Below are 26,849 nucleotides of genomic sequence, written 5' to 3'. Positions count from 1 at the left end.
CTATAATTTAACTGCTGCCAGCGCAGTACGTTGAAAGGAACGTTCGCGCATACCGTCCACATACTTTTGTTCGGGTGTCCGCTGGACCGCTTCGAACATTAACTCATCTCCTTTTTGACGCAGTTCAGCCGCTTTCACATAGAGGTCTAATGCGCCTTTTTGATTAGCGATCCGTTCGCCGGTCGTCATGCGTAGACCAGTTGCCGCAGATGATGTACCAAACGCTTCCGCTCCCATAGAGGGAGCTTGTGAAAAAGAAGCATAGTCTATATTTGCGCCCCCTTGAAAGGAAGACATTGCCCGTTTCATAGCATCTGCCTGAGCACGAGCTATCATGTTCTGAATTTGAAGTTCTACCATTTTTTGGTTTGGCCCTTTAAACAGATCACCGATTGCTTGTAAAAGACCACCTGTACCAGAACCACCGGATTGCAGTTGGAGCATATTTTGCATGGCATCCTCATTCCAAGTATTATCAAAGCTGAAGGGGTCTCCATACGCACTATTATTTGATAAAGAGCCAGTACTAAATAGTCCTTTGTTAGCTACCATCAAGGGTGTGCCTTTTATTTCACCTTTGACGGCCAGATTCATAGCAAACGCCTTTTTCTCTAGTTCCTCTGCCATTTTATAATAAGTAAGAGCTTGTTGAACCTTGCGTTTTTGCATGACCGTTTGCAGTCCATACGTCCGATTGAGCGAATTTCTTTTAACCTCAAAGTATTCTCCCAGGTCATTCACCTCAGCCTGACTTTCAGCGGTTCGCCCTGTCTGTATGTAATCGTATAATTTCATACCGTCCGTTTCACCCAACACCTGATCGGATTGTACCTTACTGAAAATGTAGGCTTGGTCCCAAAGAAGCGGCTGTATGTATTCAGAAAAGGGAACTGTATGGAAGTCTGCAAAATGGTTGAAGGTGGCAACATCGGAGAATTGATTAAATTTTGCCGCAACTTTCAAGAATTCATTCGCCTGCCGAAGCAGGTTTTCAATTTCAACCTGTGTTTCAAGTATCGCGCTGGTATTCTGACGAGTACCGTTGTTGATAGTATTCGATTTCTGTAACTCGCCAAGCTGTTTCTTCGCTTTATCAACCAAGTTTTTCAGCTCAATCAGCCGCTGAATTGCTGTAACATCAATGGCAATCTGAGCTTCTACTTTCGCTGGTCGGGCAAGCAGCATGAAGAATGAGAGAACGCCCGCTAACATGAATTTACGTTTCATCGCTGTTATTGATTTTTGGTTGATTTGAAAAAGACCTGATACCCGTCCTGAATTTCTACTTGCTGCATCGAGCGTTGACGTTTACCTGATGTAACAGCATTAGTGATTCCGCGCACCGCAGAACTACCAATAGCACCAGCTACACCGAGCGCAGAGCCGTAGGGTAGATAAGAAGTAGCTCCGTTTACAGCGTCATTGACAGTAGAGCCACTTACTTGCCGCATATTGTCGTCTACATAATCATAATTGTAGGTTATGCCTGTTTGATAATCTTTATCAACGCACATTAAGTCTACCGGCAACTTTTGACCAGCTACGACATATGTAGGAACTTGAAACTGAATCCGGCCAGAACCTAGATAGGTAATAGCGGTTAGGATTGTATTCCGAGGTATATAAACACCTTGAAAGGTCACGGACTCCGTAGTTCTAAACCGGGCTTTGGACCCTGTTCTAACAGATTGCTTGCCATACACTACCGCCGGAATAAGGCGTACTCCTTCGGCTTCTTTAGCTGAAGAAGCAGTAACCATAGAAGGAGCCGCAGCAATACGAGTAGTTGAGGGTTCACTTTCACTAACACGAACAGTATTGAACGGGTCATATACCTCAGCTTGTTTCTCCTTACGCTTCGACTTCGGATAGACATTTCTAACAACAATCCTTTCTTTGGGTACAGTTACGGAAGAAGTAGGAGGAGCCGTAACCGACGATAAAGCGCCCGGAATAGTTGCATTTACCTTATTTGTATCGAGCAGCTTTTTGGCTGGTATCGAACCTACAGGCTTATAGTTCCATTTTTGAGCGACCATACTAACCTCAGAAGATGGGCCCTTGCCACTCAAGCTATTGTTATTGATTTCTGTTTCCATCGAGCTTACCATGCTGGATTTGCCGATGTTAGTTTTGACCGTTTTATACAGATTAGGGTCAGACGGAGTTATACGCATCCCTCTTAAACCAGTGCTTACCTGACGCAATGCAAACAAAGCACCAGCGATCAGTACAACAGCCGCAGTTGCTAAAAGCGTAGTCTTATTCTTTGCCGCGATACTTTGTATTCGTTGGCTAGTTGCAGAAACTGTTCCTGTGTTTTCATCGGGAACAGAAGAGGCGTTTTCGGGCTGTTTCCTTAGCCCGAAAATGTCTGTTATTTTGGCCGTTACATTCATATTAAAGAGGTTTTAGAGTAGAGAAGCAGTCATGATTTTTTTTGCCGGGATTTCAAGGGTAATTACCCGCGCACCAACTTTTTCCCGAAAAATCATTTCCAGGTATCCCGATTCAGTAGTAGAATAGAGCGGTAGGGAGTAATAGAAGTATTCGATTCTACCGGCTTCTATCCGAGCGGGTTCTATTCTGTCGTCTGGTGTCATTTCCTCATATTGAGGAGCTACCTTATTTCTTAACCGACGTGGTAAACGTTCTTTATAGGTAAACGTTACCAAATCCAACACATAGGCTATTGTTGTCGTATTCTTAACGGCCAGCTTCAAATAGGTACGTTGTGTATCATTGAATACCTGAATACATTCAACCTCTACACCGTCTTTCACTTCTCGCACACTGACATTAGACTTGCCAGTTTTCATCTTTACTAACTTGCTGGTTGTTGGAGCAAGGGATGAAACCACGCTTCTTGCGGCTGGACTACTACTTTCGTCCATTATCCGGTAATCATAGAAGCTTCTAGAAGGCTTTTTAACGTATCGAACGTAGCCAGTGAACAGAGTTGAACCCGCCTGAACAAGGAGGGTGGTAGGCTCAGTGTTAGGAGAGAGAGCTTTTAAAAAAAGCATCCGGTCTTTTTCAACCTTACCTATATACGCTTTCGTACCAAGATTAACTAAGCTAATTGGCTCATCGAAAATTAGGTAGCTAGTTCCCTCACTGGTTACGCTGATCGTATCTAGTTTTTGAGCTTGCGTAGTTAGCAGATTACCCAAAAGGAACAGGGTTATAATCGCTTTCATTATGGTTCTGATTTGGGGTTATATTGAATGAAATTGAAATCTTTAATCTGCAAGCCAAATGGGTTGTCCTCAGATCGGTAGGTTTGAAGTAGAAGAAATTTTGCAGCTAGGGGAACGTATTGTACCTCGTCAGGGTAGATAACCTTCTGTTTTGAATAGACCATACCTGAATACGGTTCGGTCGCTACATTCACCTTTACACTGTCTATTTCAAGTTCAGTATGGATATTATACCGATTATAATTCTCCAGTACTTTCCCTTCCCGGAAGGTTTGGAAGATGGCTAACCCATCTTGCCGGTTAATTAACTTCATCGCCAAATCAATTCGATCTTTGTAAGTCTCCGCATCATGACTGAACATCAACCGCATGAAGTCTTTGACATGGTTCCTTGCTTCGTAGACACTAGGGGTAGCGGTGGGAGATTCAACCGCAGCGGTAGTGCCTTTATCAGAAACGACATACACCGTTTGACGAGCTTCTTTTAAGCTGTTTGAATACGTCCAGCCCCAAAAAGCATTGGAAGCAAAGAGCAGAATCACAGCGGCAATTGTAATCCATTTTAAAGCCGTGAATGCTTTGCTGAAATTGACCGCTACACCGAGCTTATTATTATCTGTTACCATCGTTGGCTGATGTTATGGTTAGTTGCTTTCCTGTAATTGCTGTTGCCGCTCCCTTTGTCGCTCCTTTTTCTTGTCCCGATCCTTCCGATAGTCATTCAGTGCTTTATTGGCAGCACCACCAGCAAACGTTGTAGCCGCACCAGCCGCGCCCTGGGCAGCTCGTAGGAAAGACGACGAAGCCGCACTACCGATATAAAAAGAGGTTAGAAGCGGAACACTCAAGTACATTAAGATTACAGCACCATTCACGACTAATAAATCAAGCACTGCCGACGCTTCTGAAAGAGTTGTGCCGGTAGGTATAGTGAATTTGGAAATGAAGCCCACCATGATAGCATCCAGAATACCGAGAGTTAGCCCCCAAAGAGCAGTAGAAAGGAAAATCCGTAGCCAATGACCGATAGTGCCACCAAAGCCCGGTATGGTGCTAATCGTAAAAGCAACAGGGCCACACGCTAGAATGAAGGCAATTAACATTCCCCGTATACGCTCAATAAATAAGCGTACTATCATTGAAAGCCCGTTTTCTACTGCTAGTATGAGCCAAGTAAAAAAAGAGGTCATATCATCAAATGGGACTTTGACATTAGGAAAGGAAAATTCCTTTGTATGCTGCTTTAAATAACCTGTCTCAGAGAGTGTATTTAAAGACTTCATAATATCAGTATCAACGTTGCTTACTAGCGCATTGAACCAAAAGGTAGCATCATAGATAGCGTATACTATCGGCTCATAAGCTGCAACGCAAATCCAAATAGCAATAACCTTAATCAATGCAGAAGGGTCAAACCTCATATCACCAAAGTACATTTTAGTAAGTGAAATGACTAAATGCACAAATAGCATTAAGGGGATGAATGTTAAGCATTTTGTGACAATACCTTTAATAAGTAGTATTGCAGACGCAAAAAACATTTCTCCAATGTTTTGTTGAGCTTGAAGTAAAATGAGGTTTAACGTGTTCATAATTTCCCTGTCTTTTTTAGTTCAACAAATTGTCTGATTGCTGCAAAAATATCACCGTACTCTGCTGTGAGGTCTCTTAACATTTCCCGCTCACGTGGTTTAGATGTTAAGATAGCTTGTACTGCAAAAGGAACGTCTACACGATATGCTTTACCATACTCACCCTGTTTTATGAAAATTTCTCTGTGAGTGGGTGCAGTCGAAAGTGAAAGGATTTTTTCTTTTTCATGCTGAGTAAAAGCAAACTCTTTAGACAAAGTGCCTACTTCTTCCGTGTCAGTATGGCGAAGTATTATTTTAGTAGCCGCATTAATTTTAATTGCCTTACCAATTGGTGAAGTCATAATTTCATTGATACCCTGAGTGATGATACACATGCTACCATTGTTTTTACGGATAGTCCGGTACATCAATTCAATAAAATCAGTCATAGTATCAGAAAGCATTGACCAAGCTTCATCCATGTAAATCCATTTGTTAATTTTAGGATAACGAGCCAATTGGTCAGCGGCTAATTCTGTAATCAACATTCCGACAACGGGGTAAAGAATAGGATTTGTCTTAATCTTCTTCATGTCAAAACAAATCAGCTTGTAAGCTGCCAAATCTTCGTATTCATCCGAGTTTAACACTTCTTTGTATTGCCCAACAGCAAAAGGCTTAAGGCATAAAAGGAACTCATTAAAATTGAAAGAACCCGATTGCTTTTTGTATTCTAAATCCTCGCTGTGGGAATCCATATAATCTATAGTGTATTCATAAAATCCCGATATGGAAGGTAGTAGTGTAAGGCTGGAATCTTTCTTTATTTTTTCGTTATATTCCAGATAGTAGTGTAGTATTAACTCATTCAATACAGACCTTTCATGCTGACGTATTACACCGTCTTGGCCTTTCCAAATGACAGTTATTAAATTGGTTAGGAAATTACTTTTGTCATTGTTTAATGTAAACGTACCGTCTTGTTCACGTTGAACTAAGCAAGGGTTGAACTTCAGTGGCCGCTCCGGATCATATTCAAAATACTTTCCGTTTAAAGCTGTGAAAGCACTTAAATATGTCCCACCTACGTCTATTACAATTTGGGGTTCTCCTCTATCAAACCGCTGTACTAGAAAATTGGCAACTGTAAATGATTTGCCACTACCAGTTGGACCAACAACTACAGCATTTTGGTTCTCTAAATCATCATTAAAAAGATTTACTAATAATGGTTCGCCGGAGCGATCAGTAAGTAAATCACCCTTAAGATCAGAAGTATATTTTGTAATGAAATTTAAGTATACCGCCCCATTATCCCCGGTCATCGTCAACCACCGATAATTTTGGTCTGAGTTACCGGGAGCATTAGCGATAAATAAGTTAGCGGTATCAATACTTTCTATAAAGCACTCAGAAGAACCCATTTCCCGAAATGCGGCAACAGTTCTTTGAATGTTTTTTTCACCTTCATAATCATTGCTCGAATACACTATCACGCTGACATTCGTTGTGACTATATTTTTATTGTCACTCCTTACTTCTTCTGTAAACTCTAATATTTCTTCCCGCTTAATTCGGTTGTCCTGAGTCATCATGAAATCAAGGTTTTGAATAACTTTGGCCGTTGTGTCCATCCCAGACAGAACCTTGTCCTTATTCATTACCTTAATAGATACACTTAGTATGTGCGGGAAATACAGATAGTTAGCAATGGGGTATACCCAGGGCGACATAATATTTTGCCTATTCCTGGCAAATGGCTCTATCGGGCCACCTTGACCAGACATAGTAATAACATTGACCCGTTTTTCACCAATAGCCGCATGAGTTGAGCAGGGTGTAAACGTTCTTAATGAATCCGCAGGTTGGTTATCTGAATCAAACTCAAGATTATAATATTGAAGGTAAAAATCTTGTAGATGTTGGTCATTTAAACGTTTGAAAGAAATTCCTTCAAAAGACGTAAGGGTTGCTATAAAATCGTTGGCTAATTGTTCAATAGAAGCCTGTCTTTCTGCAATCTTTTCAAAAGGATTTTTTATTACACTTTTGCCTAGAGCAAATAACGTATTTGCCGCGTTACGCCCCCTGTCTATACTTAGTCCAATAGACATAAATAAATAGCCATCATGGACTAAAATTGGTCGTTCTGAAAAATGCTCAATAGTTCTACGTTGAAAGTATGTCTTATTCTTCGTTGATTCACCATACTCTTTAAAGTAGTAAGTGTCAAGTTTTTGAACAATTGTACCCTCTGGTAAAACTTTTAACGCCCCATAAATTAATGTGTTTAAGTAGTCATACTGTTTTGCATTAAGTTTTTCCGTCTCTATACCAGAGACGGAAAAACCTACTGCTATACGACCGTCTTTCAACACTAATTGATTCGATTCTACCGAGAATATTGGTATAATGTCATCAATAGTTCTAGTGTTTGTGTCGTTGCTTACCATTGAATTTTTGGCGTTTTTCGATGAAATCTAACTTTTTCATCCAGATTTGTTTTGGTTGAAAGAAATGGTACGAGAGTAAGCTTACTATAAAAGACGGATGCTTATTCTTTAATCCATATCTGACAATTCCCACATATACGCATATTGCAACGATTCCCGCGATATTGTACCAAACTGAAATAGGTATGAATACCCGCACAATATTTATAAGAATCATAACGCCGAAAAAAAGCCCCAGTGATATTCCTAAATCACGTATTTCAATTCCTAATATCAGCGTCTTTTTTTCTAATGATTTTCTGACTTCCATACGGCTAAACGTTATCTGCCTTCATAGCCGCCTGTTGAACTGCTACCTACTGAGGAGGTAATATCTTCAACAATCGTGTTAAAGCCGAACCATAGAATTGCACCTACAACTAGCATAAGTAAATTTTTGCTTGCGTTAGGAGAGTTTGAAATGAATCCCGCTACAGTACGAATCAGACCTACTACCATCAAAATAATAAATAGGACGTTGGCCGAAGTCTGAATTATTTTGGCGATATTTTTAACAGAGCCGGTTACACCGCCTTGGGCCATTGCATCAGGGGTAATTACAGTTAAGGCGAACGCGATAATGATAAAACCCACTGTGCGAGTTACTTTTTTTGCATTTTCTTTTTCTGTGAGCAACATAATTGTAAGTGGTTATTATGGAACATTAATTTAAAAAATTGTTAACTGGGAAATCTGCTTTAAGACAATTGAAAATTTGAATCAACATAGTGCAGCAAAAGCAAGTACTTCTCCTAACTTTTGCACGCTACACTTACTCTTTTTTTCCATAGGCTGTTCAGTTGGTTATGATTAAAATTTTTAAGTTTTACAAATTGAAAAGATTGTCTAATTAAAGTTATTATCAATAGGGCTACAAAGATTACGGTCAGGCTTTCTAGCAGCGATTTACACATAGATTCTAATGTGTTTATGTACGTGCTTTCCATTAATAGTTTGTTTGGTATTGGTGATTTTACCAACGTACTATTGTCGAGTAAAAATGATGTTGCGTAGTTCATAATTGATATTGATTTGTTGTTAATTTTCTTGGGCTTCTTTATGCTTTGGTCCGTAAAATTTCAATCTTCCTTTTAGTTTATTTGCTTTTTCCTCGTCGAGTAGGCTCACTCCTTTAATACTTGTATTTACATCGGTAAGTGGGCCTCTGTCAATAGAATCTGTTGGTTTGTTTGAGACCTCAACAGGTTTGGAATCAGGAGCTGGTTTTTTGTTGTCTTTGGTATTTGATTCAGCTTCTTTTACTATCTCTGTTGATGGCTCCTTTTTTTCCCCATTGTTAGGGAAGTTGCCGGTTATGCTTGTGTTATTTTGGTGTTCCTGTTTTACGGCTGGTCCTTTGTTATTATCTTTTTCCTGTCCTTTAGCTGGATCAGGATTGAACCTTGCTATGACTTGCCTACTTTGCTCGTTATACGGTATCGCTGATACGTGTAGTAGATGCTGTTCGCGGACACTGGCTATTCTATACAGACTGCCTGAGCTTTCACCCTCAGATGTCTCTACTTGCCGACCTTTGAGGATTACCCATACCAAGCATGTTAGCCACAGTACAGCCAGGAACAAGCCAGCAAAATTATAAGAATCACCAATGATAAATCTAAATAAGTTATGGGCAAAATTTCTACCACTCAACGAGTACAAAAGTACTCCTATTGATGCTAGGCATATTGGTATCCATTTGACTAAATTACTTATTTTAATCATATTGTACACGGTAAAAGTGCAAATAAATGTCTATTTGACGGCTTTTTTTGAAATCCGTGACAAGTATAGGAAAAAATTCCTTAGAATTGCGTGCTACTTATTTTACCCATTAAGAAATATTTTTTTATTTGACTAATGGTAGAAAAAACTAGCATTTAAAAGTACGGACATTAAATTTAAAGAATGACTTATGACGACCTTCGATGAGTACAAGAAGCGGATAGACTTATCCGAGTACGCCCAACGTCAAGGATGGGAGAAAGACGACGCTAAATCGACTGCTACAGCAGCCGTACTTGATAAGAAGAGCCAGGGGCAGACCCAAGACACTATAGTAGTGTATAAGGGGCAGGAGTATGATTATTTCTACACTCCTAATAATTCCAAAGAGAGAGGAGATGTAATCAGCTTTGAAAGGCTCAAAAACGGAACTGACTGGAAGGAGATCAATGATAAATTGGCCCGTTACGTCGGTGAAGTCCCACAAGAGCGCCAGCTCCCGCAGCAAGTCAATTCACATTCTCATAACCAAGCCTTTCAACATAATTTTAGGTTTCAGCCTATCACAGAAACTGAATATTTAGAGAGTCGGGGTATCAACAAGAGTACAATCTACGCTGACGAGTTTAAGGATAGGATTTTCAATAAGGAGTTCAGCTATAAACAGCATTTAGAAAATGGAGTCAATCAATTGAGTAAAATGGCTCCAATATCCGAAGCGGATAAAGCTAAAATTCAAGAGATCGGCTTGGAGAAATACTATTCTAAGCCCTTTTTCGATCAATTAAAGACCATTCAGACTCATGTTAAAGACACGAACGAACTACCAGCGAACTACTTAGAATCATTAAAAAACACATATGGATATAAGGCTCCAGAAGGGGCCACAGATCGGATAATCGTTAATACATCGTTCCCACTTCGTAATGAAGAACACGTTATAGCGTCGATCAATCGTAACGAGGAGTATAACCGTATTGAGCGACCTAAAGAAAACGCTGTATGGTCGTCTAGAACAGACTTTGACAAACGGCCAGTTAATGCAGTTGTTATACACGAAAGCCCTATAGACTCGCTTTCCTATCATCAACTTAACCCACCCAAAGAAGATGAAAAGCGGCTATACATAGCTACTGCCGGTAATATATCTAGAGATCAACCCGTACTTATCGAAAAACTAGTTAAGGAAAGTCAAGCTGAGAAAGTAGTATTAGCCAATGACAATGACCCTGGAGGAGTAAAGCAAAATATCAATATAGCCGGTCGGCTCAACCTTACTGAAAAAAGTGAGAATACTCACGCTCAGTTAAACATACATGATCGTACCGACGCACGATTACTTGTAACCATCAATCACCAAGATCAGCAGGAAGGGCAGGAGCGGCTAAAGGAAATAGCCGAACGCTTTACTACTGCCATTAATAAAAACATACCTGATGGAGCCGAGAGAGAAGCTAGAGCCGTAGTTGTACAAAACGGTTCTCGTTCATCAGAAATAGAGATAGCGTTTAGTGCCAACCGGGAAAATCTTATCAGAGTTGAGAAAGCACTTATTATAGAACGTGGTTTGGAGAATCACATGGAAGTACGGCGACCGGCTGAAAAAGACTATAACGAAGATTTGAAACGGGCTAACCCGTATATAGTTTCTTATCAGGAACAGAATGGTAGAGAGCATGTTGCAGGTCGCTATAATAAAGAGATCGATGCGTATAATGCAGTAGCGGAAAAAGCTCAGGAAAGACCAGACGCAAAAGAGGTATCTGCTTATATGGAGATTAAGACAAATGAGGGGTCAAAGAAAGTAGAGTTAGTCCATTATGACCGAGAAAACGAAAGAGTCGTAGCAACGCCCGAATTTGAAAAACGCGTAACAGAACAACAAAAACTGCAAGAAACGGCAGCGGCCGACCGCCAGCAACAGGCAGCAGTAGCGGCAGCGAAAGCAAATTCAGGAGATGTACGAGTAGTTGATGGTGATGGTAATACAGTAGCTAAGACAGAATACAAAGTTGAGGTAGATAGTCAAGGACATAGCAACATTCGGAGAGAGCAACGGTACGATCAAGAAGAACTAACACGAGAAGGTACTTCTGGTCGAGAAATTCAAACAGCGATGAATAAAGAAGTCGCAGGAGCTACCAACCGGGGAGCCGGTAATGTTGATGGAGCTGATTTAAAAGATACAAAGAAAGACATTAACCAGGAGCAGGAAAGTAAACGCTCAATGTCTATGTAATACCATCTTTAAATTAAAGCTCATGAAAACAACGAATGAAACAATTGAAGCCTATGTAAAGCGAAAAGGAATTAAACATAAAATTATTGCTCAGTCAATGAACATGCAGGTTACAACTTGGTATAAGAACCGTCAAAGATGTTGTAAGAACGTATCCATTGAAGAAATACATAACTTAGCTCAATTCCTAAAAATAACGCCTTACAAAGCCTTTGAACTGACCTATAACCTCTACTTAAAAACCAACAATAACAACTTAAATAAAGAACCATTTATTTAAAACAAAGTGTCAGCTTAAAAACCCGTCTATTGAACGGGTTTTTATATTTTAACAGATGCTTCTTGCCAGAATTACACAAAAGAACAGAGGGAAAAAAAAGGGGTAAAGATAATTATATTTCACTGTTTCACGTGGAAACTGTTGCGTAATATGAAATAAAGTAGTATCTTTAGTTCATAATCAATCAGTTGAAACACTTAAACGGAAACAGTTATGAACGCCTACTTGATCGACCCCGCAGTTGAAACCGACATTTACCAAAAAATTACGGACCTGTTTATTGAAAAAATTGAATCGGGCGTAAATCCGTGGTGCAAAACTTGGTCAACGTCTGGTATCGTTCCTAAAAATTATTTCAGCAAACAAAGCTATCACGGTATTAATCTTTTTTTATTGGGCATGACACCTTATGATGTTCCTTTCTTTTGTACGTTCAATCAAGCAAAGGCGCAAGGCGGTAGCATTCGTAAAGGTGCAAAAAGTTTACCAGTCGTGTACTGGAACGTTGTTGATTCTAAGACAGAGACAGTAACCCGCGATGGACAGACTGAGCCGAAAAAAAACGCATTTATCAAATATTATAATGTGTTTAATGTCCGCGACGTAGAAGGGATAGACTTTGTATTACCTGAACCGACAGTTGCGCAAAATCCCAACGAGACAATAAATATCTGTGAAAATATTGTAGCTAACATGCCAATGGCCCCTGCCATCCGTCATGCCAATAAAGATGCAGCTTATTACGTGCCTAGTGCTGATTATATTAATATGCCATCTATCGAGCAGTTTAACACCTCAGCCGAGTACTACAATGTTTTATTCCACGAAATGACCCACAGCACCGGCCACCAGAGCCGACTAAACCGGGAGGGCGTCACCAATCTTTGCCGGTTTGGTTCGACCAATTACAGTAAAGAAGAATTAGTTGCTGAATTAGGAGCCGCCTTTTTGTCCACGTTTACGGGCATTGCAAATTCAGCCCTTATTGATAATTCAGCCGCTTATTTAAAAGGCTGGTTAAGGTCGCTGAAAGAAGATAAGAAATTCATTTTTTGGGCAGCCAAAGAAGCACAAAAGGCAGTAAACTTCATCGCTCCTAATTTAGCTGATTTACAAGATATGCCGGAAGAAGAATAACCCACTAGCGAAGGCCCGAAGCCAATAAGGTTTCGGGCCAATTATAAATAAAATCGTCCGGCTACGCCGGAACTTTAAAAAATACAGCTATGGATTACAGTCATATTAAACGATTTGCCGATTTTCCTACATACGGTGCAGACAATTGGAATAGTTTTCGAGATTGGTTGATAGATGAAATCATTACAGAGCTAATAGACTTTGATAAGATGGAAATGGGCGCAGGGTCAGTAAGTGTGGCTTTATGTCTGGCTAAACGTCGGTCTATAGCTATTGAATCAGAGCAGCAAGAGAGCGCACTTATTGCCCAGGTCAAAGTACTTTTGCCTGTTGCTAGAGAACGACGTAAAATAATACGAGAGCAAAAAGGGGGGCAGTTTCCACTAAGATTTAATTAAATTAAACCATGTGCACCTTCATTGAAAAATGCGTTAGCGGAACCGCGCAACCTGACGAAGTAGATTACTACATTGACCAGTGGCATACTGGTTACTCAGATTTGCCGCTTCATACCTATCTTGGTATGAGTTGGGAGGAGTACAAAACATGGGTTGAATCACCAGATAGTTTACCCATTATAGTAGACGCTCATAAACCTTAACCTTACTACTATGCCTTATACACCTATTGATGATACTAACTCTGATTGGCCGACCTACAGCCAGCAGCGCGGACGTTTTGAAGGTGCAGCCGACGCGCTATCACAAAACCAACTCACGACACAGCAAGACCCTTTTTTTTAAGCTTGATAAAACGGCCTTCATTATCGAGGATACAATGGCCCTTGATAATAAGCACGTATAATCTACAGTTATTCGTAATTTTCGAGTTCTTAACTGTTCAGCTTCTGTAAAGAAGTTGTCCTGTTTAAGTTTCAACAAATTGATCGAGAGTTGTAGAGGCTTCTTCTACAACTCTTTTTGTTACCGTAGAATGTTCTGAAAGATCACGCCTGGCAGCAGATCCAAACACCCTTTACATTTGGTCGATACGCCTATTAAATTAGAATTGTATGGAATCAGACATTATAAAAGCGTACACCGCTTACAGACTAAAGTTGAGCGAGTTTGTGGCGACTCTAAAGGGTCGCGTTAAAGCTGAGTCGTCAGTTAATGCCGTTTGTGATAAATTGGGCATAACTCGTAATATGTATTACCAACGCCTTAACTATCCACAGAATATAGCCTACGACGAGGTAACAGCTCTGGCGGGTTTTCTTAAAGATGATAGTATAAATAGCAGATTTTTAGAGGCTATTGAGTTAGGCCGCAACTTATCCAGCACACTTACAGCCTACCTTAAGGATGCAAAGGTTACTGTAACATTCATTTGCAACAAACTACAAATGGATACCTCTAACTTTTACAGAAAGCAAAATGACCCCCGACTGTGGAGCCAAGAGGAGATTGAGAAGATTTCTCATATCGTTGAGACAATGAAAAGCCTTTGAAATGATTGAGTATGAGATTGTATGTAGAGAAAATACATCTCTTGATGATTACCGTATAAGTATCATTGTGGATGGACAGGAGATAGGCTATGCCGCCGGAGACAAGAAGTTTTCTACAACCTGTTACTTTAAGTTAGATAGCTTAGTAGTTAGAGAGGAGTACAGAAGCAACAAGTTTAGATTCGGTGAAAAACTGATAAAACGATTTGAGGAAATTGCTATAGAAAATAACGCTACACATATTAGGGGAACATTTGGTCATGGCGAACATTATAGGAATACAGGCGAAGGAGAGCGGATTGCCAAGCAAACCAAGTTCTATACTCGTAACTGGTACACGGTTGAGGGCGAAGAATTCAGCAAAAATTTGTCAACTGCAACCTGACTTAGTAGAGAACATCAAATTTCTAATTAGAAAAGGACAGTCGCCTGACAGTAGCCAAGTGCCTGACCATATATATTTAATCGCTTGCTATCTTTTTCGTGATCAAATTTCTGTGAATTAACCATTTTGGTTAGTCTGCCACAAATCTTAAACGTGCGTTTAAGATTTGTGGCAAAGCGGGAAATCGCTTATCTTGTCGTCATTATGCGTTACATCGCTTACTATAGGGTGTCCACCCAAAAACAGGGTCGTTCCGGCTTGGGCCTGGACGATCAACGAGAAATGGTCAAACGCTTTCTTCGAGAAGGGGAAACGTTGGTTGAGGAATTTACCGAAATCGAAAGTGGACGCAAGAAAGATCGTCCCCAATTACAAGCCGCCATCAGTGCAGCTCGTCAGCACCGCGCCCGGCTCCTGATCGCCAAGCTAGACCGACTCAGCCGTAACGCTTCGTTTGTCATGCTGCTGAGAGATTCCGAAATAGATTTTGTGGCTTGCGATTTGCCCGATGCCAATACATTAACTATTGGCATCATGGCATCCTTTGCCCAACACGAAGCCGAGCAGATTTCTAAACGAACACGGGCAGCACTCGCCCAAAAGAAAAGTCGAGGATTTCAATTGGGCAAACCAGAGAACTTAACCAATGATAGCCGAAGCAAAGCCGTAGCCGCCATCATTGAAAATGCCCAGAACCATCCGGCCAACAAGCAGGCGACCGAACTAATCCGCTTATATCAACATGACAATTTAACGACAAGAGGTATTGCAGAAAAGTTAAATCAACATGGTTTTCGCACCAGAAATGGCAAGCTCTTTATGTCGGAGACCGTAAGAAGATTTCAAAAGAACAGTGGGGAAAAAAAGGTTAGATAAAGTAGTGTTTCACTGTTTCACGCTTAAAATGTTGCGTAATATGAAATAAAATAGTATCTTTAGTTCATAATCAATCAGTTGAAACACGTAAACAGAAACAGTTATGAACGCCTATTTGATCGACCCCGCAGCCCGTACCATTTCAGTAGTTAACACTGACTTTTCCTTGCAGAGTATTTACACCTTACTAGGTTGTAGCTTGATCTCTACCGTACCTGTACAAGCCAACGGTGATCTTATGTTTGTTAATGACAATGTTCCGGACGGTGAACACGAAGTATTCCGGTTTGGAGTGCATGAAATCTTCAGTAAAGCCCTGGTCGCTGGAACTGACAGCGAAGGGGAGAGCATCAGCCCTAAAACTCCTATTCAATTATTTGATGCTAAGGTTTGTTGGTTAGGACTCAAAACCTTTGAACCCAGTGTAACCGTTTTTTCTTGGGAAGATTTCAATTCAGTTTGGCCGAAGAGTGATTCAAATTAAATGCTCTTATCAGCCCGTAACTGGATGGTTACGGGCTATAACCTAACCCTATTTTTTCTAAATATAGTTTTCTAATTAGAAAAATAAATCTTATATTAATACTGTAAATCAATTACTTGTTGAATACTTAAACAGAAAATTTTATGGCATCCGTCAGCACAACACCACAAAAAACAGACCTTTGGAGCGAAATTTGTTTTCCTGTCGAATCCGTTAAACTGTCTGAATTCATGCCCGGATTCGAGATATTACCGAGTGACCGGCAGCAGGTTATAATTGGTTATCCTTCGGACATTAAGCGGGTAGTTTACGCTGTACAGTCGTCGGACTATTCTATAGTTCCCAACGATCTCTTACGCGACGTAATAACGAGTCACATCCCTAAGCATGAGGTAAAGGTTAAATTCACCAACACTGGAGAATTTAATATAAGTATCATTACGCCTGATGAAATCAAAGTAGGGAATGAGCGCCTTTATAGAAACCTTATCATAAATAACTCCTACAATGGTAAATCCCCTTTTACTATGCAGGGAACCATTGTTAACAGTAACACCGTGAGCGAAAACGGTGTACGGGTTAGCTATTACCGGCAAGTCTGTGAAAATGGCCTGATGGGTTGGGCCGACGAATTTTTAGAAATGGATGCGTATTTAAATTGGTTACTGGCTGGAAAACCAAAGAAGTTTCAGGATGCTAAAAAAGTAAAAGAATCGGTTGAAACGCGCACCACTACCACCACAGATGTAGACCAAATATTACACAAAAAATTGCATCATTACCGGCTTGATATGGAACACTTACGCGTCCATTTAGGGAAGGTAATAGACCAGTTTATGAAGCATAAAGGTTCACTTACTGCAAAGGTTTATGAACGGTTGTTCAAAACGCCTGTAGATGCCAGCAGTGTAGAGCAACTAACAAAACGGGTAAGTATCCCGGTTCAGTTGGTTAAACAAGCCCAGGAACGCTTGCAGATCGAAGAAAGACTACTACAGTCGGAGCCTACAATGTGGCTTCTTTATAATGCTTTTAATTATTCGCTGATGAACAGTAGAGCAAGTTTATCAATAGCTGACCGATATGGACTAGACGAGAAAGTTTTTCATGAGCTGACGCACCAAGCGTTAAATGTAAATTAATAGTGATACCGCTTAGATCGAGCGGTATCACTTATTACTAGCTTTTTAGTAATTCAACAAAGCGAATATAATATCATAAAGCAATCAAAAAATGAAATCTTCAAATAAACCCAAAAATCATCATTTCGTACCTCAAGTATATCTTAAAAATTTTGTTGCCGCTGATATTAATAAGTTATATGCTTTTGAGAAAAATTTACTGAACCGCCCTAATTGTGTATTACGGAGATGCTAACCCAGGTATTTCGGAGCATACTAACCCACCCCTTTGTCGGGTAGGAATCACTCAAAGTTAGTGATCATTATTTATCTGTGATAACTCGTTGCTTACGACGCATTGATTCACCCTTCAACTCCAGTCGATGGGCTTTGTGAGTAATCCGATCCAGGATGGCATCGGCCAGAGTAGGATCACCGATGTACTCGTGCCATTTGCTAACCGGCAGTTGGGAAGTGATAATAGTAGCTGCTTTCCCATGCCGATCTTCCATGATCTGCAACAGGGCTAATTGAGCATGTTGGTCCAGCGGTTGGAGTCCCCAGTCATCCAGGATCAGTAAGTGTAGCCGCTCCAGTCGACCCATCTCTTTCTGGTAAGAGCCGTCGGCTTTAGCCAGTTGTAGGCGCTGCAAGAGCTTGATCAGATTGTGATAACCCACCCGATATCCTAACTGACAGGCCTGATAGCCCAGGGCTGAAGCTATATAACTTTTCCCGCAACCCGTGGCACCCGTCAGGAAGATGTTTTCCGAACGATCAATGAAGCGACAATCGGCCAGACGCAGGATTGCGGTCTTATCCAGATTTCGGCTATCACCGTAGTGCAGCTCTTCCAGCGAAGCCGCATAGCGGAAGCGAGCCGCCCGAATGGCCATCTGGGTCTTGCGTTGCTGGCGATACTCGTGTTCAGCATCGATGAGTTGAGCCAGTAGTTCATCAGCCGCTGGCTGCTGGTGAACCGGTAGTTGCAAGAGAGCCTCAAAGGCTTGGAACATACCCGTTAGTTTGAGTTCACGTAATCGGTCCAGGGTTGCTTGGTTATTCATGGTTCTGTTGGTTTATTTTCTTTCCCCTTTGTCATTATTGGTAGGCGGCTGATCCTCGTATATTCTCGTGAGTGGTTGTGATCAGGATAGGCGTTGACTCAGGTAAGCTATCCAGACCTCGTTCCAGAATGGAGCGAATGACTTTGTAGCTCACACTTTGGTAGCACAAGGCTCGCTCACAAGCCCGCTCCAGTCGATCCACGCCTACTTTCTTTTCTAGACTCAGGATGCCCTGGCAGGATTTATAGGCTTGTTCTGGGTGAGTTCGACTATTTAAAATTGCTTCGACAGCACGCTGCGTTTGGGGGCCAATACGACCAGCCCATCGAATGAAAGAAGTTGGGTTCCAATCGCTCACCCATTGCTGGGTGCTGGGCAGATGGTCTTTAGTGGTCGAGTAGTGATACTTACTTCTATCCCGTTGATGGACGGCAATCCGTTCATAATGGGCATAGATCTCGACAGTCCTTTGTGTATAGATGAGCCGCACGCGCTTGCCAACGTAGCGGTAGGGCACGCTGTAATAATGCTTATCTTCCGAGAGCAGTACATGACAGTTTTTCTGCACACGAGCTACCAGGTGGTGTTTAATCTGATAGATACTGGTAGGTAAGGGCCTCAGCTGCACTTGCTCATAAGCCTCAAAACGACTTCGTCGGCTGTACTCTTTGCCGCTAAACAGCATCTGATTATGCCCATTAACCCGTTCCAGGATGGCTGCGTTGAGTTCTTCGAGCTGGTGAAATATCTGGTTCCGAAGCGGAGCATACACCCGATTATAAAGGATATTGACTGCTCCTTCCACCAACGCCTTATCTCGCGGTTTGCCACTGCGAGCAGGTAGAATCGTCGTCTGATAGTGGAGGGCAAAATCGCTCAGCATCTCATTAATCCGAGGTTCATAGCGATCAGCACGGATGACGGCAGCCTTGAGGTTATCAGGTACGATGGCCGAAGGCACTCCGCCAAAGTAGCATAGGGCATTTTGTAGTGCCTCGATAAAGTCTTCCGTGCGTTGACTGGCAACGGCTTGAGCATAGGTCAACTGACTGCACCCTAACACGGCCACGAAGAACTCAACCGGCTTCAGTTCCCCACTTGCTTGATCGACGATCGATAAGCGTTTCCCGGCAAAATCAACAAACACTTTGTCGCCCGCCTTATGTTCGAAATGCATAGTCACCTGCTGAACTTGATGCCATTGCCGATAATAGTGACAGAACTGAGTATACTGATAGCCATCAGGTTGTTCTCCCCTGTAGTCTAGCCAGAGGTCATAGCGTGTAACGCCTATGCAAGCCAACTGGCGATCAATAGCAGGTAGGCGCTTCTGCAACTCAGCTAATCGACCATCAGCCGGTGGCATAGCCACGGGTGGTTGAATGAGTTGATCGAGTTGGGCATCAGTATAACTTAATAGCCCAGCCAGGTCTGTTTGGGGCAAAAGGCGCAAATACCCTCGAATAGTGTTGCGAGCGATTGCCAGTGATCGGGCAATATCACGAATGGATTTACCCTGTTGTTTGAGTAGCAGTATTTGGCGCAGCAGGTGCATAGGAACTCGGTGGTTAGCCATAGTCGGAGGTGGGTCAATTACCTCCGAAAACTACAGCGGTGACGCGATTCCTACTCGAAAAAGGGGTGGGTCAGTTATGCCCGAAATGCCTGGGTTGGCATGCTGCGTATTAGGTGGGTCTGTTTATTCCGAAATACTCACTAATAGGGGGAAGGTGCGAACTTACCCTACTTCACAGGTTTGTTATGCTGAGAATCTATATCTTATTAGTGATGATAACATGATGAAGAATTTTCAAGTAGATGATCCTTTGATTGTAGAAACTAAGTCACTAAAGTATTATGAAGATCGTTTTGGAGATATAGTTAACAAGTTAGCTTCGAGTAATGAATGGCTTACTTTGGGAGAGGCTGATATATTTATCAGAACTTTGTTACAAATGAAAATTAGAAATCCGACGTTTTTCAATCACGAAAATGCTCAAAAAGGCCCCATCGAAGTAAACAATAGGATAAAAAAAGATATTTTAGATAATAAGGAGTTGTGGGAAGAACGATTAGCGAGTGAAGGACTTACTATAGAACTAGCTTTCAAAGAGTTAGATGATGCTGTTAACAGACCCAATTTCAGGGAGAATTTAGTTAGAATCAATTTGTCGCGAACAGAAAGAGCAGACGGTGTACTTACTGAGATAACAGGATTACTAATGAATAAGATATGGTATATACATGAGACTACTATTAATGATATGTTTATAACTTCTGATAATCCAGGGTACTGCGTCAATGAAAAAGGGCAGCTTGCAAACACTAACTTTATCGAAGACTTTCGTTTTGTTTTTCCGATTACACCTTATAAAACTTTAATTATTCTCAAGAAAGACGAGGATTCAGTAGTACCCCCTTTCAAAAAAATTCATTATAGACAATCTAATTCCGAACATGTGCAGGAAATCAACCGAGCTACAATGGGCGGCTCATTAGAATATATTTATAGTAATTCAAGATACACCCTAAACAGTAGTGTAAGTCAATGGCGAGATTTCTTCAAAATTAATTCTCGAAACATTTAACGATCTTAGATGACAGCCTGTTTAATTCTAAGTAATCTTTGGGCTAATTATTCATTCATTTTTTTGAACTCGTAAGAATCGTGGTCAACAAAATCAGTTCCCTTAATTTCTAGGCTTCCCACTTGATTGTTGGCTCTGGAAAACGACACCGGAAAAATCCCAAATCTTGGATTGGAAAACGTTAACCTAAATTCTTCCCCATCCATGTAGTCTAGTTGAGCAATAAGGTTTTGATGGTGTTCAAAACGAATGGTCAGCCCTGATCTTCCTTTAACTGTATCTAGTGCAACTGACAATGTACCGTACAATTCATTTCTATATACACCGCAGTAAGTCAGCAGAGGTGTTTTAGGTTTCAACTTTTTTTCGACACGCTGTGATAGACTCTTAATTTCATTTCTACTCTTTTGGTCTCTTATTTTGGCGCGGCTGAAATAAAACTCGTGACGATTGGTATAAGGCACGTTCAAGTAAGCATCGAGGATTTGAAAACGCAGAGCTTCATGAAAGTTATTGTTGTCTTGATTGGTGAGTACGACAATGCCTAAGTTTTTTTCCGGGACTAAAGTAGTTGTGCTTTTGAAGCCGGAACAGGCTCCCGCGTGAGCATAAACCGAGTATCCTGCATAGTCAATAAGGCCAGTGCCTAAGCAATAGAACTGATAAGAAAGTGGGAACGCCTTCATTTTATCAGTGCTGACCAGCGTGTTGGCGACACGTGTTTTTTCCAGCACCGCCCAGGGAAGAATACGTTTTCCTTCAAAGCGGCCACTGTCAAGCTGCATAATCATCCATCGAGACATATCACTAACACTAGATAGCATACCGGTAGCGGGTCCTAGATTGTCGAGATTATCAAAGGGCAATTTTGCGAGTTTACTATCTGCACTACAACAGGTAGTGTAGGGTAAGGCTATGTTAGAACGTTTATCGGCTCCCGCTGAAAGCATGGATGTTCGATTCATGTTCAAAGGTTTCAACAGTGAACTATCGGTGAAGGTCTCCCAAGTCATGCCACTAACTTTAGGGATGATCTCAGAAGCTACTACGTATCCCTGATTTGAATAGCCGAAATCCTGACGGAATTGATTTGTGGGTGTTAACAGACGCATTCGGCTTAATACGTCCTTTCGCGTTAGATCGGTATCCCAAAACATGAAATCTCCCTGAAAATTTTTTGTCCCTATACGATGGGATAGCAAATCCCTGATAGTGACCAGTTGAGTAGTGGACGCATCCGATAACCGAAAGTCAGGCAGATATTTTGTGACCTTATCATCCAGTGAAAGCTTTCCGCGCTCGTCTAAAAGGGCAAGGTCTGTTCCCGTAAATAATTTAGTATTGGAGGCAATGAAAAACAGGGTGTTTTCATCTACCCTGCTGTCTTTTCCTACCTCTAACACGCCAAATCCCTGACTGACAACTACCTTACCATCTTTGACAATCGCAACGGCCATGCCTGGTATTTGCCAGTCTGCCATGCCTTTTTTAATATACGCCTGCAAGCTATCAGAAATGAAAGTGGGCGTTTGTGCCAAGCTAGATAAGTAGCTGTGCGTCAGAAGGAAGAGTAGAAACCAATGCTTTTTATTCATATAGCTAACCAGTGTGTAAGCAAATTACGTGTCTTGGTTTAAGACTAATTTTTATTATCCCCCCCTAGCCTTTCCTGCTCTGTATCTGAACCAAATGACCGCTCTTTAAGCGTTTTAGCTTTAGCGTTTCCAAAGCGATAGGCGTAGGTAAGCAATACACGTTGACTTTCATACTTGTGATGGAAGATAATATTTGTATTCAGATAGTTTCCATAATTGGTAATCAGTAAAGAGTGAAAAATATCTGATGCTGCTAATTTAATGGTTGCTCTTGGCCCAAGTGGGCGTTGAACGCCTAAGTCTAAAAACCATATCGGGTCATAAAGCATATAACCAACTACAGCTCTAGTACGGTAGGTGAGGTTGACATTGGCAGACCACATTTTACTCTTAATCGTGTTACTCAGCCGGAAGATGGCTGTTGATTGTCTAGTCGAGATCGGAATATCTTTGAACGTAGAGTAAAACTCAGAATTAGCCCCGGTTACAGATGCCAGTAGTTGCCAGCTAGAAGTTATCTCAACAGGGACAGAATACGTTGCCGCAATTCGTTTTTCCCAATCAAAATTGATTTTATAGTTAAGGGTTGTTGCTGAACTTGAGTCAATACGATAAATAATCTCCGCAATACGGTTCTTACTGTAGCTATACACTACTGTTAAATTCATCCGTTTTGGGGTTGAATAGGTAGCCTGGACCGTTGTTGTGAGCTGGGGCAGTAATAGCGGGTTGCCTGAATAGAGGGTTAAAGGATCATAAAAAATATAGGCCGGATTTAACAAATCGAAAGCCGGACGAACTATGCGACGATTGAAAGAAGCACTGTATTGGTACTTCTTAGCTGTTGTGTATTGAAGGTTCAATGAAGGGAATAGATTCGTATAATCCCGGCTAATTACGGTTGATGGTCCAGACTGACCACGGTAGTAGGTGTGTTCAAGCCTTAAACCAGCTTGTAAAGACCAATGCGCCCAGGCGTAGTTAAAATTGCTATAAGCTGAAGATGTTTGTTCCTGATACCGATACGATTTTGATAGCAAAGGTTCTAACGGAGAGAATGACGGTGAATACTGTTCAGTAGTTGGCAGATTACTCATAGTAATTGAACTGTATTTTACTCCTGATTGAAATTGGCCCTTTGCGAGAAAAGGTGTTGAAAAGTCAATCTTAGCCGTTTTTATCTTTACTGAATTGGGATACCTAACACGTACATATTCAGCAGCTCGAAAGGCAGGTAGGTTTTGAGTAAAAGTGGCTGATGAAAGTGAGTTATTATTATACTGAGCAAAATCTATATCTGCTGACAAATTGGTTTGAGGATACCTAAACTCCTTTCTCGCATTCAGGTTGAGGGCAAAATTTGAAATAGTCGATTTGAGTTGAGTAACAGCGTCAACTTGTGTTACGGGAGAATTCTTGGAAGCTAACTGATATTGGATAGATGATGTAGGGTTATCCGTTTCAGCGGTTTGTGATGCCTGTATAACCGTACCGATTGAAGCAGACTTTGCAATGTTCCAATTCCAGCTAGTTCGTACTAAGTGATTAACATAGTCGATTCTATTAAACTCTTGACTACGCGAAAAACCTTGTTCACTTTGGCTTGCATCGGTAAGTTGCTGTTGTGATCGCCAACTAAAGTAGGTAGGTCGGTAGTTAGGCGCATACAAGAATGAACCCTGAATTTTCTTAGTCTGGAGTGACAAGCTTAGAGAAGCATTACTTTTGAAATAACGCCCTACACCAGCGGTAAGGCTCAACTCACCGTTAAAGCCGTTTAAGTCAAGTCCCTTTGTGAAGATCAAGATGACCCCGCTACTGCCAGCATCATACTGAGCCGGTGGGTTAGTCAGAATTTCAATTCGGGAGATCGAGCTAGCGGGCAGGTTTTGTAGGTACGTGATTACCTCATCGGCGGACTTATACAATTGCCGGCCATTCTGATAAACGATCAAACCTGACTTTCCGTCAATTCCGGCAGATTTGGTAATTGGGTCAACCGTTACTCGTGGAGCCAGGCTAAGGGCATCGAGCGCATTACCGCCTGCAAAGACTGGATTCGATTCTATATTAAGAACGATCCGGTCACTGAGTACTTCAAAAATAGGCCGTTTCTCTCTGACCGAAACCTCATTTAATTTGATTGCAGCAGGTACTAACGTGAAGTTTAGAGTAGCGTTTTGAAGCGAATCAGATAATCTCACCGAACGATTCATCCTTTGTTGTCCAAGATGTGATACCTGTATTACGTACTGACTAGCAGCCAGATCCCTTAGTATGAAGTGGCCTGTCGAATCGGTGAGTGTTGTTTTTATATAGCTCGAATCCGGTCGTAAAACTGCCACTAGAGCCGCTACAATTGGTTGACTCTCCAAGGATCGTACTTGCCCAGACACTGAATAAGATTTCTTAACTTGAGTTGTGTTATCAGGACTACTTACCTGAGCGGAGCAGACGGAAAGAAGCCCTACTAAAAAGAAAGAAAAGAAGAAGTACCAGCCAGTGAGTATCTTATTTGCCGTTTTTTTTCTCATGCAAATTATGCCCGGATTAAATACCGAATTTACCAAACAAAATTGGAATGGTGACGAGTCACTGTTTAATCTGCCGCCCCGAAGAGTTACCCCAGGTCGAATCAGCTTACATGTTCTTTTTTGGGCGTTTGATTCATTTGAGGCTTACATAGCTCTTAACCGGGTACTTAGGGTTGACCCGAAGTTGCCGCCTGACCCTGGCCTATTTTGGTTAATGTACTTAACCCATTTAGGGACAACATTTATCCTTTTTTACACGTATGGCTACCTGGTCGTTCCGTCGTTAATGAAACTGCTTGTTAACTACCGCGCTACCAATCGGATTATATGGCGAAGGCTACTTTTTGTCGCTGTTTCCAGCATTGCGATTTTCGTTGCGTTCAATATATACGACTACTATTTATTTACCTACGCTACATCGCATTACTTACCAGCACCCGCCTACATGAAACGTAACAATGACGTTTTATTAGCCTCTGGTCCAATAGGAGTTCTAACGGGCTATACCGTCTTAAGCTTTCTTTGGGCTTATAATGTATCCTACCTGATGTTACCGCTTCTTTTGCGCATCATTCGAGAAGCTATTTCCTGGGGCGTAGAGAGTGTAAAACAAAAGGGAGAAATTGTTAAGCAGCAAGAAGAAATTGTTAGACAGAAAGAGCAGAATCAAACGTTGATACGGAATCAACTTCAACTACTACAGACCCAAATTAACCCACATTTCCTATTCAATGTTTTTAATTCATTACTGGCTTTAATTCAGCGCACAAATCAGGAAGCAGCTAGTTTATTAAGAAAACTATCTGAACTACTACACTATACCTTGTATGATACAGACAAGGAGTTTGTACCCTTAGCTGGTGAATTGAAGTTCCTTAAAAACTATGTCGAAATAGAGAAGACACGACATTTTAATCCTGACCGGATTCGTTTCAACCAAACGGGTAATGCTCAACATTTCTTAGTCCCCCCTCTCTTACTCGTAACATTCATTGAGAATGCGTTCAAGCATGGTTTACACAATAGTTTTGAAGAAGGGTGGGTTGAGATAGATTTATCAATAGAGGAGACTAGCCAAGCCCTACACATAGCAATCGCTAACAGTTTGGCTAAAGAAAATGAATCAGAAAATCGGGTTGGAGGTATTGGCTTAAAGAATGCTCGTAATCGCCTGGATCTTCTGTTTAATCCCAATGACTACAAGCTTACGATTCAGGAAAGCCCGCAAGAGTATAAAGTCTTATTGACTATTCCTTTAAAACACTCCCTTTCATATGAGTTCCAAAATTAGTTGTCTGATTATAGACGACGAGCCTTTATCACAAGACTTATTAATTGAACACGTGGAGCGTACTCCTATTCTTGAACTGGTAGGAACGGCCAACAATGGACAACAAGCTCTAGTAAAGTGTCAAGAGTTACACCCTGAATTACTGCTCCTTGATATTCGGATGCCCCGGTTAAGCGGCTTCGAGTTTTTGGACTTATTACCCAAACCAATGCCTTTAGTCATAATCACATCGGCTTACAGGGAATACGCGTTGAAAGGCTACGAACATGCAGTAGTTGATTTTTTAGAGAAACCTATTTTCCCAGATAGATTTAGTCTCGCCATTCAACGGGTCGAGGAGCGGCTTGAGCATACCCGCTGGAAGCAGGTAAATAGTAATTCTGGAGAGAGTAACGAGATACGGTTAGATCAGAAAGTACTTACAGTACGGGTTGATCGAAACTATGTTAACCTGCCGCTTGAGACTATAAATTTTATTGAATCCTTAGACAATTATGTGAAGATACATTTAACCGGCCAACCCGTTAAAACCTTGCTTTCTAAAGTAACGGTGTCTCAGTTGGAAAATAAACTACCTCAACAAGACTTCTTACGCATCAATCGGAAGTATATCGTTCGTATCGATCAGATCAATGTATTTACTTCTAACTCGATAAAGCTTTTTACGGGCGATGAACTACCAATTGGTACTACATTTCGAGACGTTGTACGGCAGACCCTGAACGATAAAGGTTTCAAATAAGATTGTCTCTTAGCTATTCAAGCTGAAATTCACCCACTAAATAACAGTATTTACCCCCTCACCAACTTT

General features: G+C 41.3%; 25 protein-coding genes. 13 read left to right on the top strand and 12 right to left on the bottom strand.

Annotation, left to right across the window (positions count from 1 at the left end; genetic code table 11):
• The 8 genes from ACYVK4_RS27580 to ACYVK4_RS27545 all read right to left on the bottom strand — a co-directional run bounded on the left by ACYVK4_RS27580 (nt 1) and on the right by ACYVK4_RS27545 (nt 8,991).
• Nucleotides 1-1,227, bottom strand: coding sequence for a hypothetical protein (locus ACYVK4_RS27580; RefSeq protein WP_461130802.1), 1,227 nt, complete (start codon nt 1,225-1,227; stop codon nt 1-3).
• Nucleotides 1,228-1,232: 5 nt separating this feature from the next.
• On the bottom strand, nt 1,233-2,399 hold the full coding sequence (gene traM, locus ACYVK4_RS27575; RefSeq protein ID WP_461130801.1) for a conjugative transposon protein TraM: 1,167 nt from the start codon (nt 2,397-2,399) through the stop codon (nt 1,233-1,235).
• A gap of 12 nt (nt 2,400-2,411) precedes the next feature.
• Nucleotides 2,412-3,200, bottom strand: a complete 789-nt coding sequence (locus tag ACYVK4_RS27570) for a DUF4138 domain-containing protein (protein WP_461130800.1) — start codon at nt 3,198-3,200, stop codon at nt 2,412-2,414.
• Complete coding sequence (locus ACYVK4_RS27565; protein ID WP_461130799.1) at nt 3,200-3,826, bottom strand: hypothetical protein; 627 nt, start codon at nt 3,824-3,826, stop codon at nt 3,200-3,202. The genes ACYVK4_RS27570 and ACYVK4_RS27565 overlap by 1 nt, the downstream gene beginning before the upstream one ends.
• 18 nt (nt 3,827-3,844) lie before the next feature.
• Entirely contained in the window at nt 3,845-4,792 is a 948-nt protein-coding gene (locus tag ACYVK4_RS27560; protein ID WP_461130798.1) for a hypothetical protein, read from the bottom strand.
• Nucleotides 4,789-7,227 (bottom strand): VirB4 family type IV secretion system protein, encoded by a 2,439-nt coding sequence (locus tag ACYVK4_RS27555; protein ID WP_461130797.1) that lies wholly within the window; start codon nt 7,225-7,227, stop codon nt 4,789-4,791. The genes ACYVK4_RS27560 and ACYVK4_RS27555 overlap by 4 nt, the downstream gene beginning before the upstream one ends.
• A gap of 321 nt (nt 7,228-7,548) precedes the next feature.
• Nucleotides 7,549-7,905: a hypothetical protein gene (locus ACYVK4_RS27550; RefSeq protein ID WP_461130796.1), complete on the bottom strand. Its 357-nt coding sequence runs from the start codon at nt 7,903-7,905 to the stop codon at nt 7,549-7,551.
• Between the two features lie 399 nt (nt 7,906-8,304).
• Nucleotides 8,305-8,991 carry a hypothetical protein gene (locus ACYVK4_RS27545; RefSeq protein WP_461130795.1) on the bottom strand — a complete coding sequence of 229 codons (687 nt, stop codon included), beginning with the start codon at nt 8,989-8,991 and terminating at the stop codon, nt 8,305-8,307.
• A 190-nt stretch (nt 8,992-9,181) separates the two neighbouring features.
• Between ACYVK4_RS27545 and ACYVK4_RS27540 the strand changes: the two genes are divergently transcribed.
• The 10 genes from ACYVK4_RS27540 (at nt 9,182) to ACYVK4_RS27495 (ending at nt 16,984) form a co-directional block, all read left to right on the top strand.
• Nucleotides 9,182-11,230 carry a toprim domain-containing protein gene (locus ACYVK4_RS27540; protein WP_461130794.1) on the top strand — a complete coding sequence of 683 codons (2,049 nt, stop codon included), beginning with the start codon at nt 9,182-9,184 and terminating at the stop codon, nt 11,228-11,230.
• 22 nt (nt 11,231-11,252) lie between these two features.
• Nucleotides 11,253-11,510, top strand: a complete 258-nt coding sequence (locus tag ACYVK4_RS27535) for a hypothetical protein (protein WP_461130793.1) — start codon at nt 11,253-11,255, stop codon at nt 11,508-11,510.
• A 213-nt stretch (nt 11,511-11,723) separates the two neighbouring features.
• Nucleotides 11,724-12,647, top strand: coding sequence for an ArdC family protein (locus tag ACYVK4_RS27530; protein ID WP_461130792.1), 924 nt, complete (start codon nt 11,724-11,726; stop codon nt 12,645-12,647).
• An 89-nt stretch (nt 12,648-12,736) separates the two neighbouring features.
• Nucleotides 12,737-13,045 carry a hypothetical protein gene (locus tag ACYVK4_RS27525; RefSeq protein ID WP_461130791.1) on the top strand — a complete coding sequence of 103 codons (309 nt, stop codon included), beginning with the start codon at nt 12,737-12,739 and terminating at the stop codon, nt 13,043-13,045.
• Nucleotides 13,046-13,258: 213 nt separating this feature from the next.
• Nucleotides 13,259-13,390, top strand: coding sequence for a hypothetical protein (locus tag ACYVK4_RS27520; protein ID WP_461130790.1), 132 nt, complete (start codon nt 13,259-13,261; stop codon nt 13,388-13,390).
• A gap of 269 nt (nt 13,391-13,659) precedes the next feature.
• Nucleotides 13,660-14,097 (top strand): hypothetical protein, encoded by a 438-nt coding sequence (locus ACYVK4_RS27515; protein ID WP_461130789.1) that lies wholly within the window; start codon nt 13,660-13,662, stop codon nt 14,095-14,097.
• A gap of 1 nt (nt 14,098) precedes the next feature.
• On the top strand, nt 14,099-14,482 hold the full coding sequence (locus ACYVK4_RS27510; RefSeq protein ID WP_461130788.1) for a GNAT family N-acetyltransferase: 384 nt from the start codon (nt 14,099-14,101) through the stop codon (nt 14,480-14,482).
• Nucleotides 14,483-14,686: 204 nt separating this feature from the next.
• Nucleotides 14,687-15,358, top strand: coding sequence for a recombinase family protein (locus ACYVK4_RS27505; protein ID WP_461130787.1), 672 nt, complete (start codon nt 14,687-14,689; stop codon nt 15,356-15,358).
• Between the two features lie 103 nt (nt 15,359-15,461).
• On the top strand, nt 15,462-15,842 hold the full coding sequence (locus ACYVK4_RS27500) for a hypothetical protein (RefSeq protein WP_461130786.1): 381 nt from the start codon (nt 15,462-15,464) through the stop codon (nt 15,840-15,842).
• Between the two features lie 143 nt (nt 15,843-15,985).
• Nucleotides 15,986-16,984 (top strand): hypothetical protein, encoded by a 999-nt coding sequence (locus ACYVK4_RS27495; protein ID WP_461130785.1) that lies wholly within the window; start codon nt 15,986-15,988, stop codon nt 16,982-16,984.
• Nucleotides 16,985-17,286: 302 nt separating this feature from the next.
• Here the strand turns inward: ACYVK4_RS27495 and istB are convergent, their stop codons facing one another.
• Both istB and istA read right to left on the bottom strand, forming a co-directional pair.
• Nucleotides 17,287-18,030 (bottom strand): IS21-like element helper ATPase IstB, encoded by a 744-nt coding sequence (istB, locus tag ACYVK4_RS27490; RefSeq protein ID WP_461130784.1) that lies wholly within the window; start codon nt 18,028-18,030, stop codon nt 17,287-17,289.
• A 34-nt stretch (nt 18,031-18,064) separates the two neighbouring features.
• Nucleotides 18,065-19,606 (bottom strand): IS21 family transposase, encoded by a 1,542-nt coding sequence (istA, locus tag ACYVK4_RS27485; protein WP_461130783.1) that lies wholly within the window; start codon nt 19,604-19,606, stop codon nt 18,065-18,067.
• Here istA and ACYVK4_RS27480 point away from each other — a divergent pair.
• A complete protein-coding gene (locus tag ACYVK4_RS27480) occupies nt 19,536-20,618 on the top strand; it encodes a DUF4238 domain-containing protein (RefSeq protein WP_461130782.1) in 1,083 nt (360 codons plus the stop codon). The genes istA and ACYVK4_RS27480 overlap by 71 nt on opposite strands.
• Before the next feature lie 47 nt (nt 20,619-20,665).
• Here ACYVK4_RS27480 and ACYVK4_RS27475 read toward each other — a convergent pair whose 3' ends face one another.
• Complete coding sequence (locus ACYVK4_RS27475) at nt 20,666-22,156, bottom strand: serine hydrolase (RefSeq protein ID WP_461130781.1); 1,491 nt, start codon at nt 22,154-22,156, stop codon at nt 20,666-20,668.
• Nucleotides 22,157-22,257: 101 nt separating this feature from the next.
• Nucleotides 22,258-24,747: an outer membrane beta-barrel protein gene (locus ACYVK4_RS27470; protein WP_461130780.1), complete on the bottom strand. Its 2,490-nt coding sequence runs from the start codon at nt 24,745-24,747 to the stop codon at nt 22,258-22,260.
• On the opposite strand from ACYVK4_RS27470, the gene ACYVK4_RS27465 reads away from it, so the two are divergent.
• Both ACYVK4_RS27465 and ACYVK4_RS27460 read left to right on the top strand, forming a co-directional pair.
• Complete coding sequence (locus ACYVK4_RS27465) at nt 24,746-26,038, top strand: sensor histidine kinase (RefSeq protein ID WP_461130779.1); 1,293 nt, start codon at nt 24,746-24,748, stop codon at nt 26,036-26,038. The two genes, ACYVK4_RS27470 and ACYVK4_RS27465, sit on opposite strands and share 2 nt — an antisense overlap.
• On the top strand, nt 26,022-26,780 hold the full coding sequence (locus tag ACYVK4_RS27460; RefSeq protein ID WP_461130778.1) for a LytR/AlgR family response regulator transcription factor: 759 nt from the start codon (nt 26,022-26,024) through the stop codon (nt 26,778-26,780). The genes ACYVK4_RS27465 and ACYVK4_RS27460 overlap by 17 nt, the downstream gene beginning before the upstream one ends.
• Nucleotides 26,781-26,849 lie beyond the last annotated feature (69 nt).

This window comes from Spirosoma aerophilum (assembly GCF_054782495.1).
This window is presented reverse-complemented; position numbering and strand designations above follow the sequence as displayed.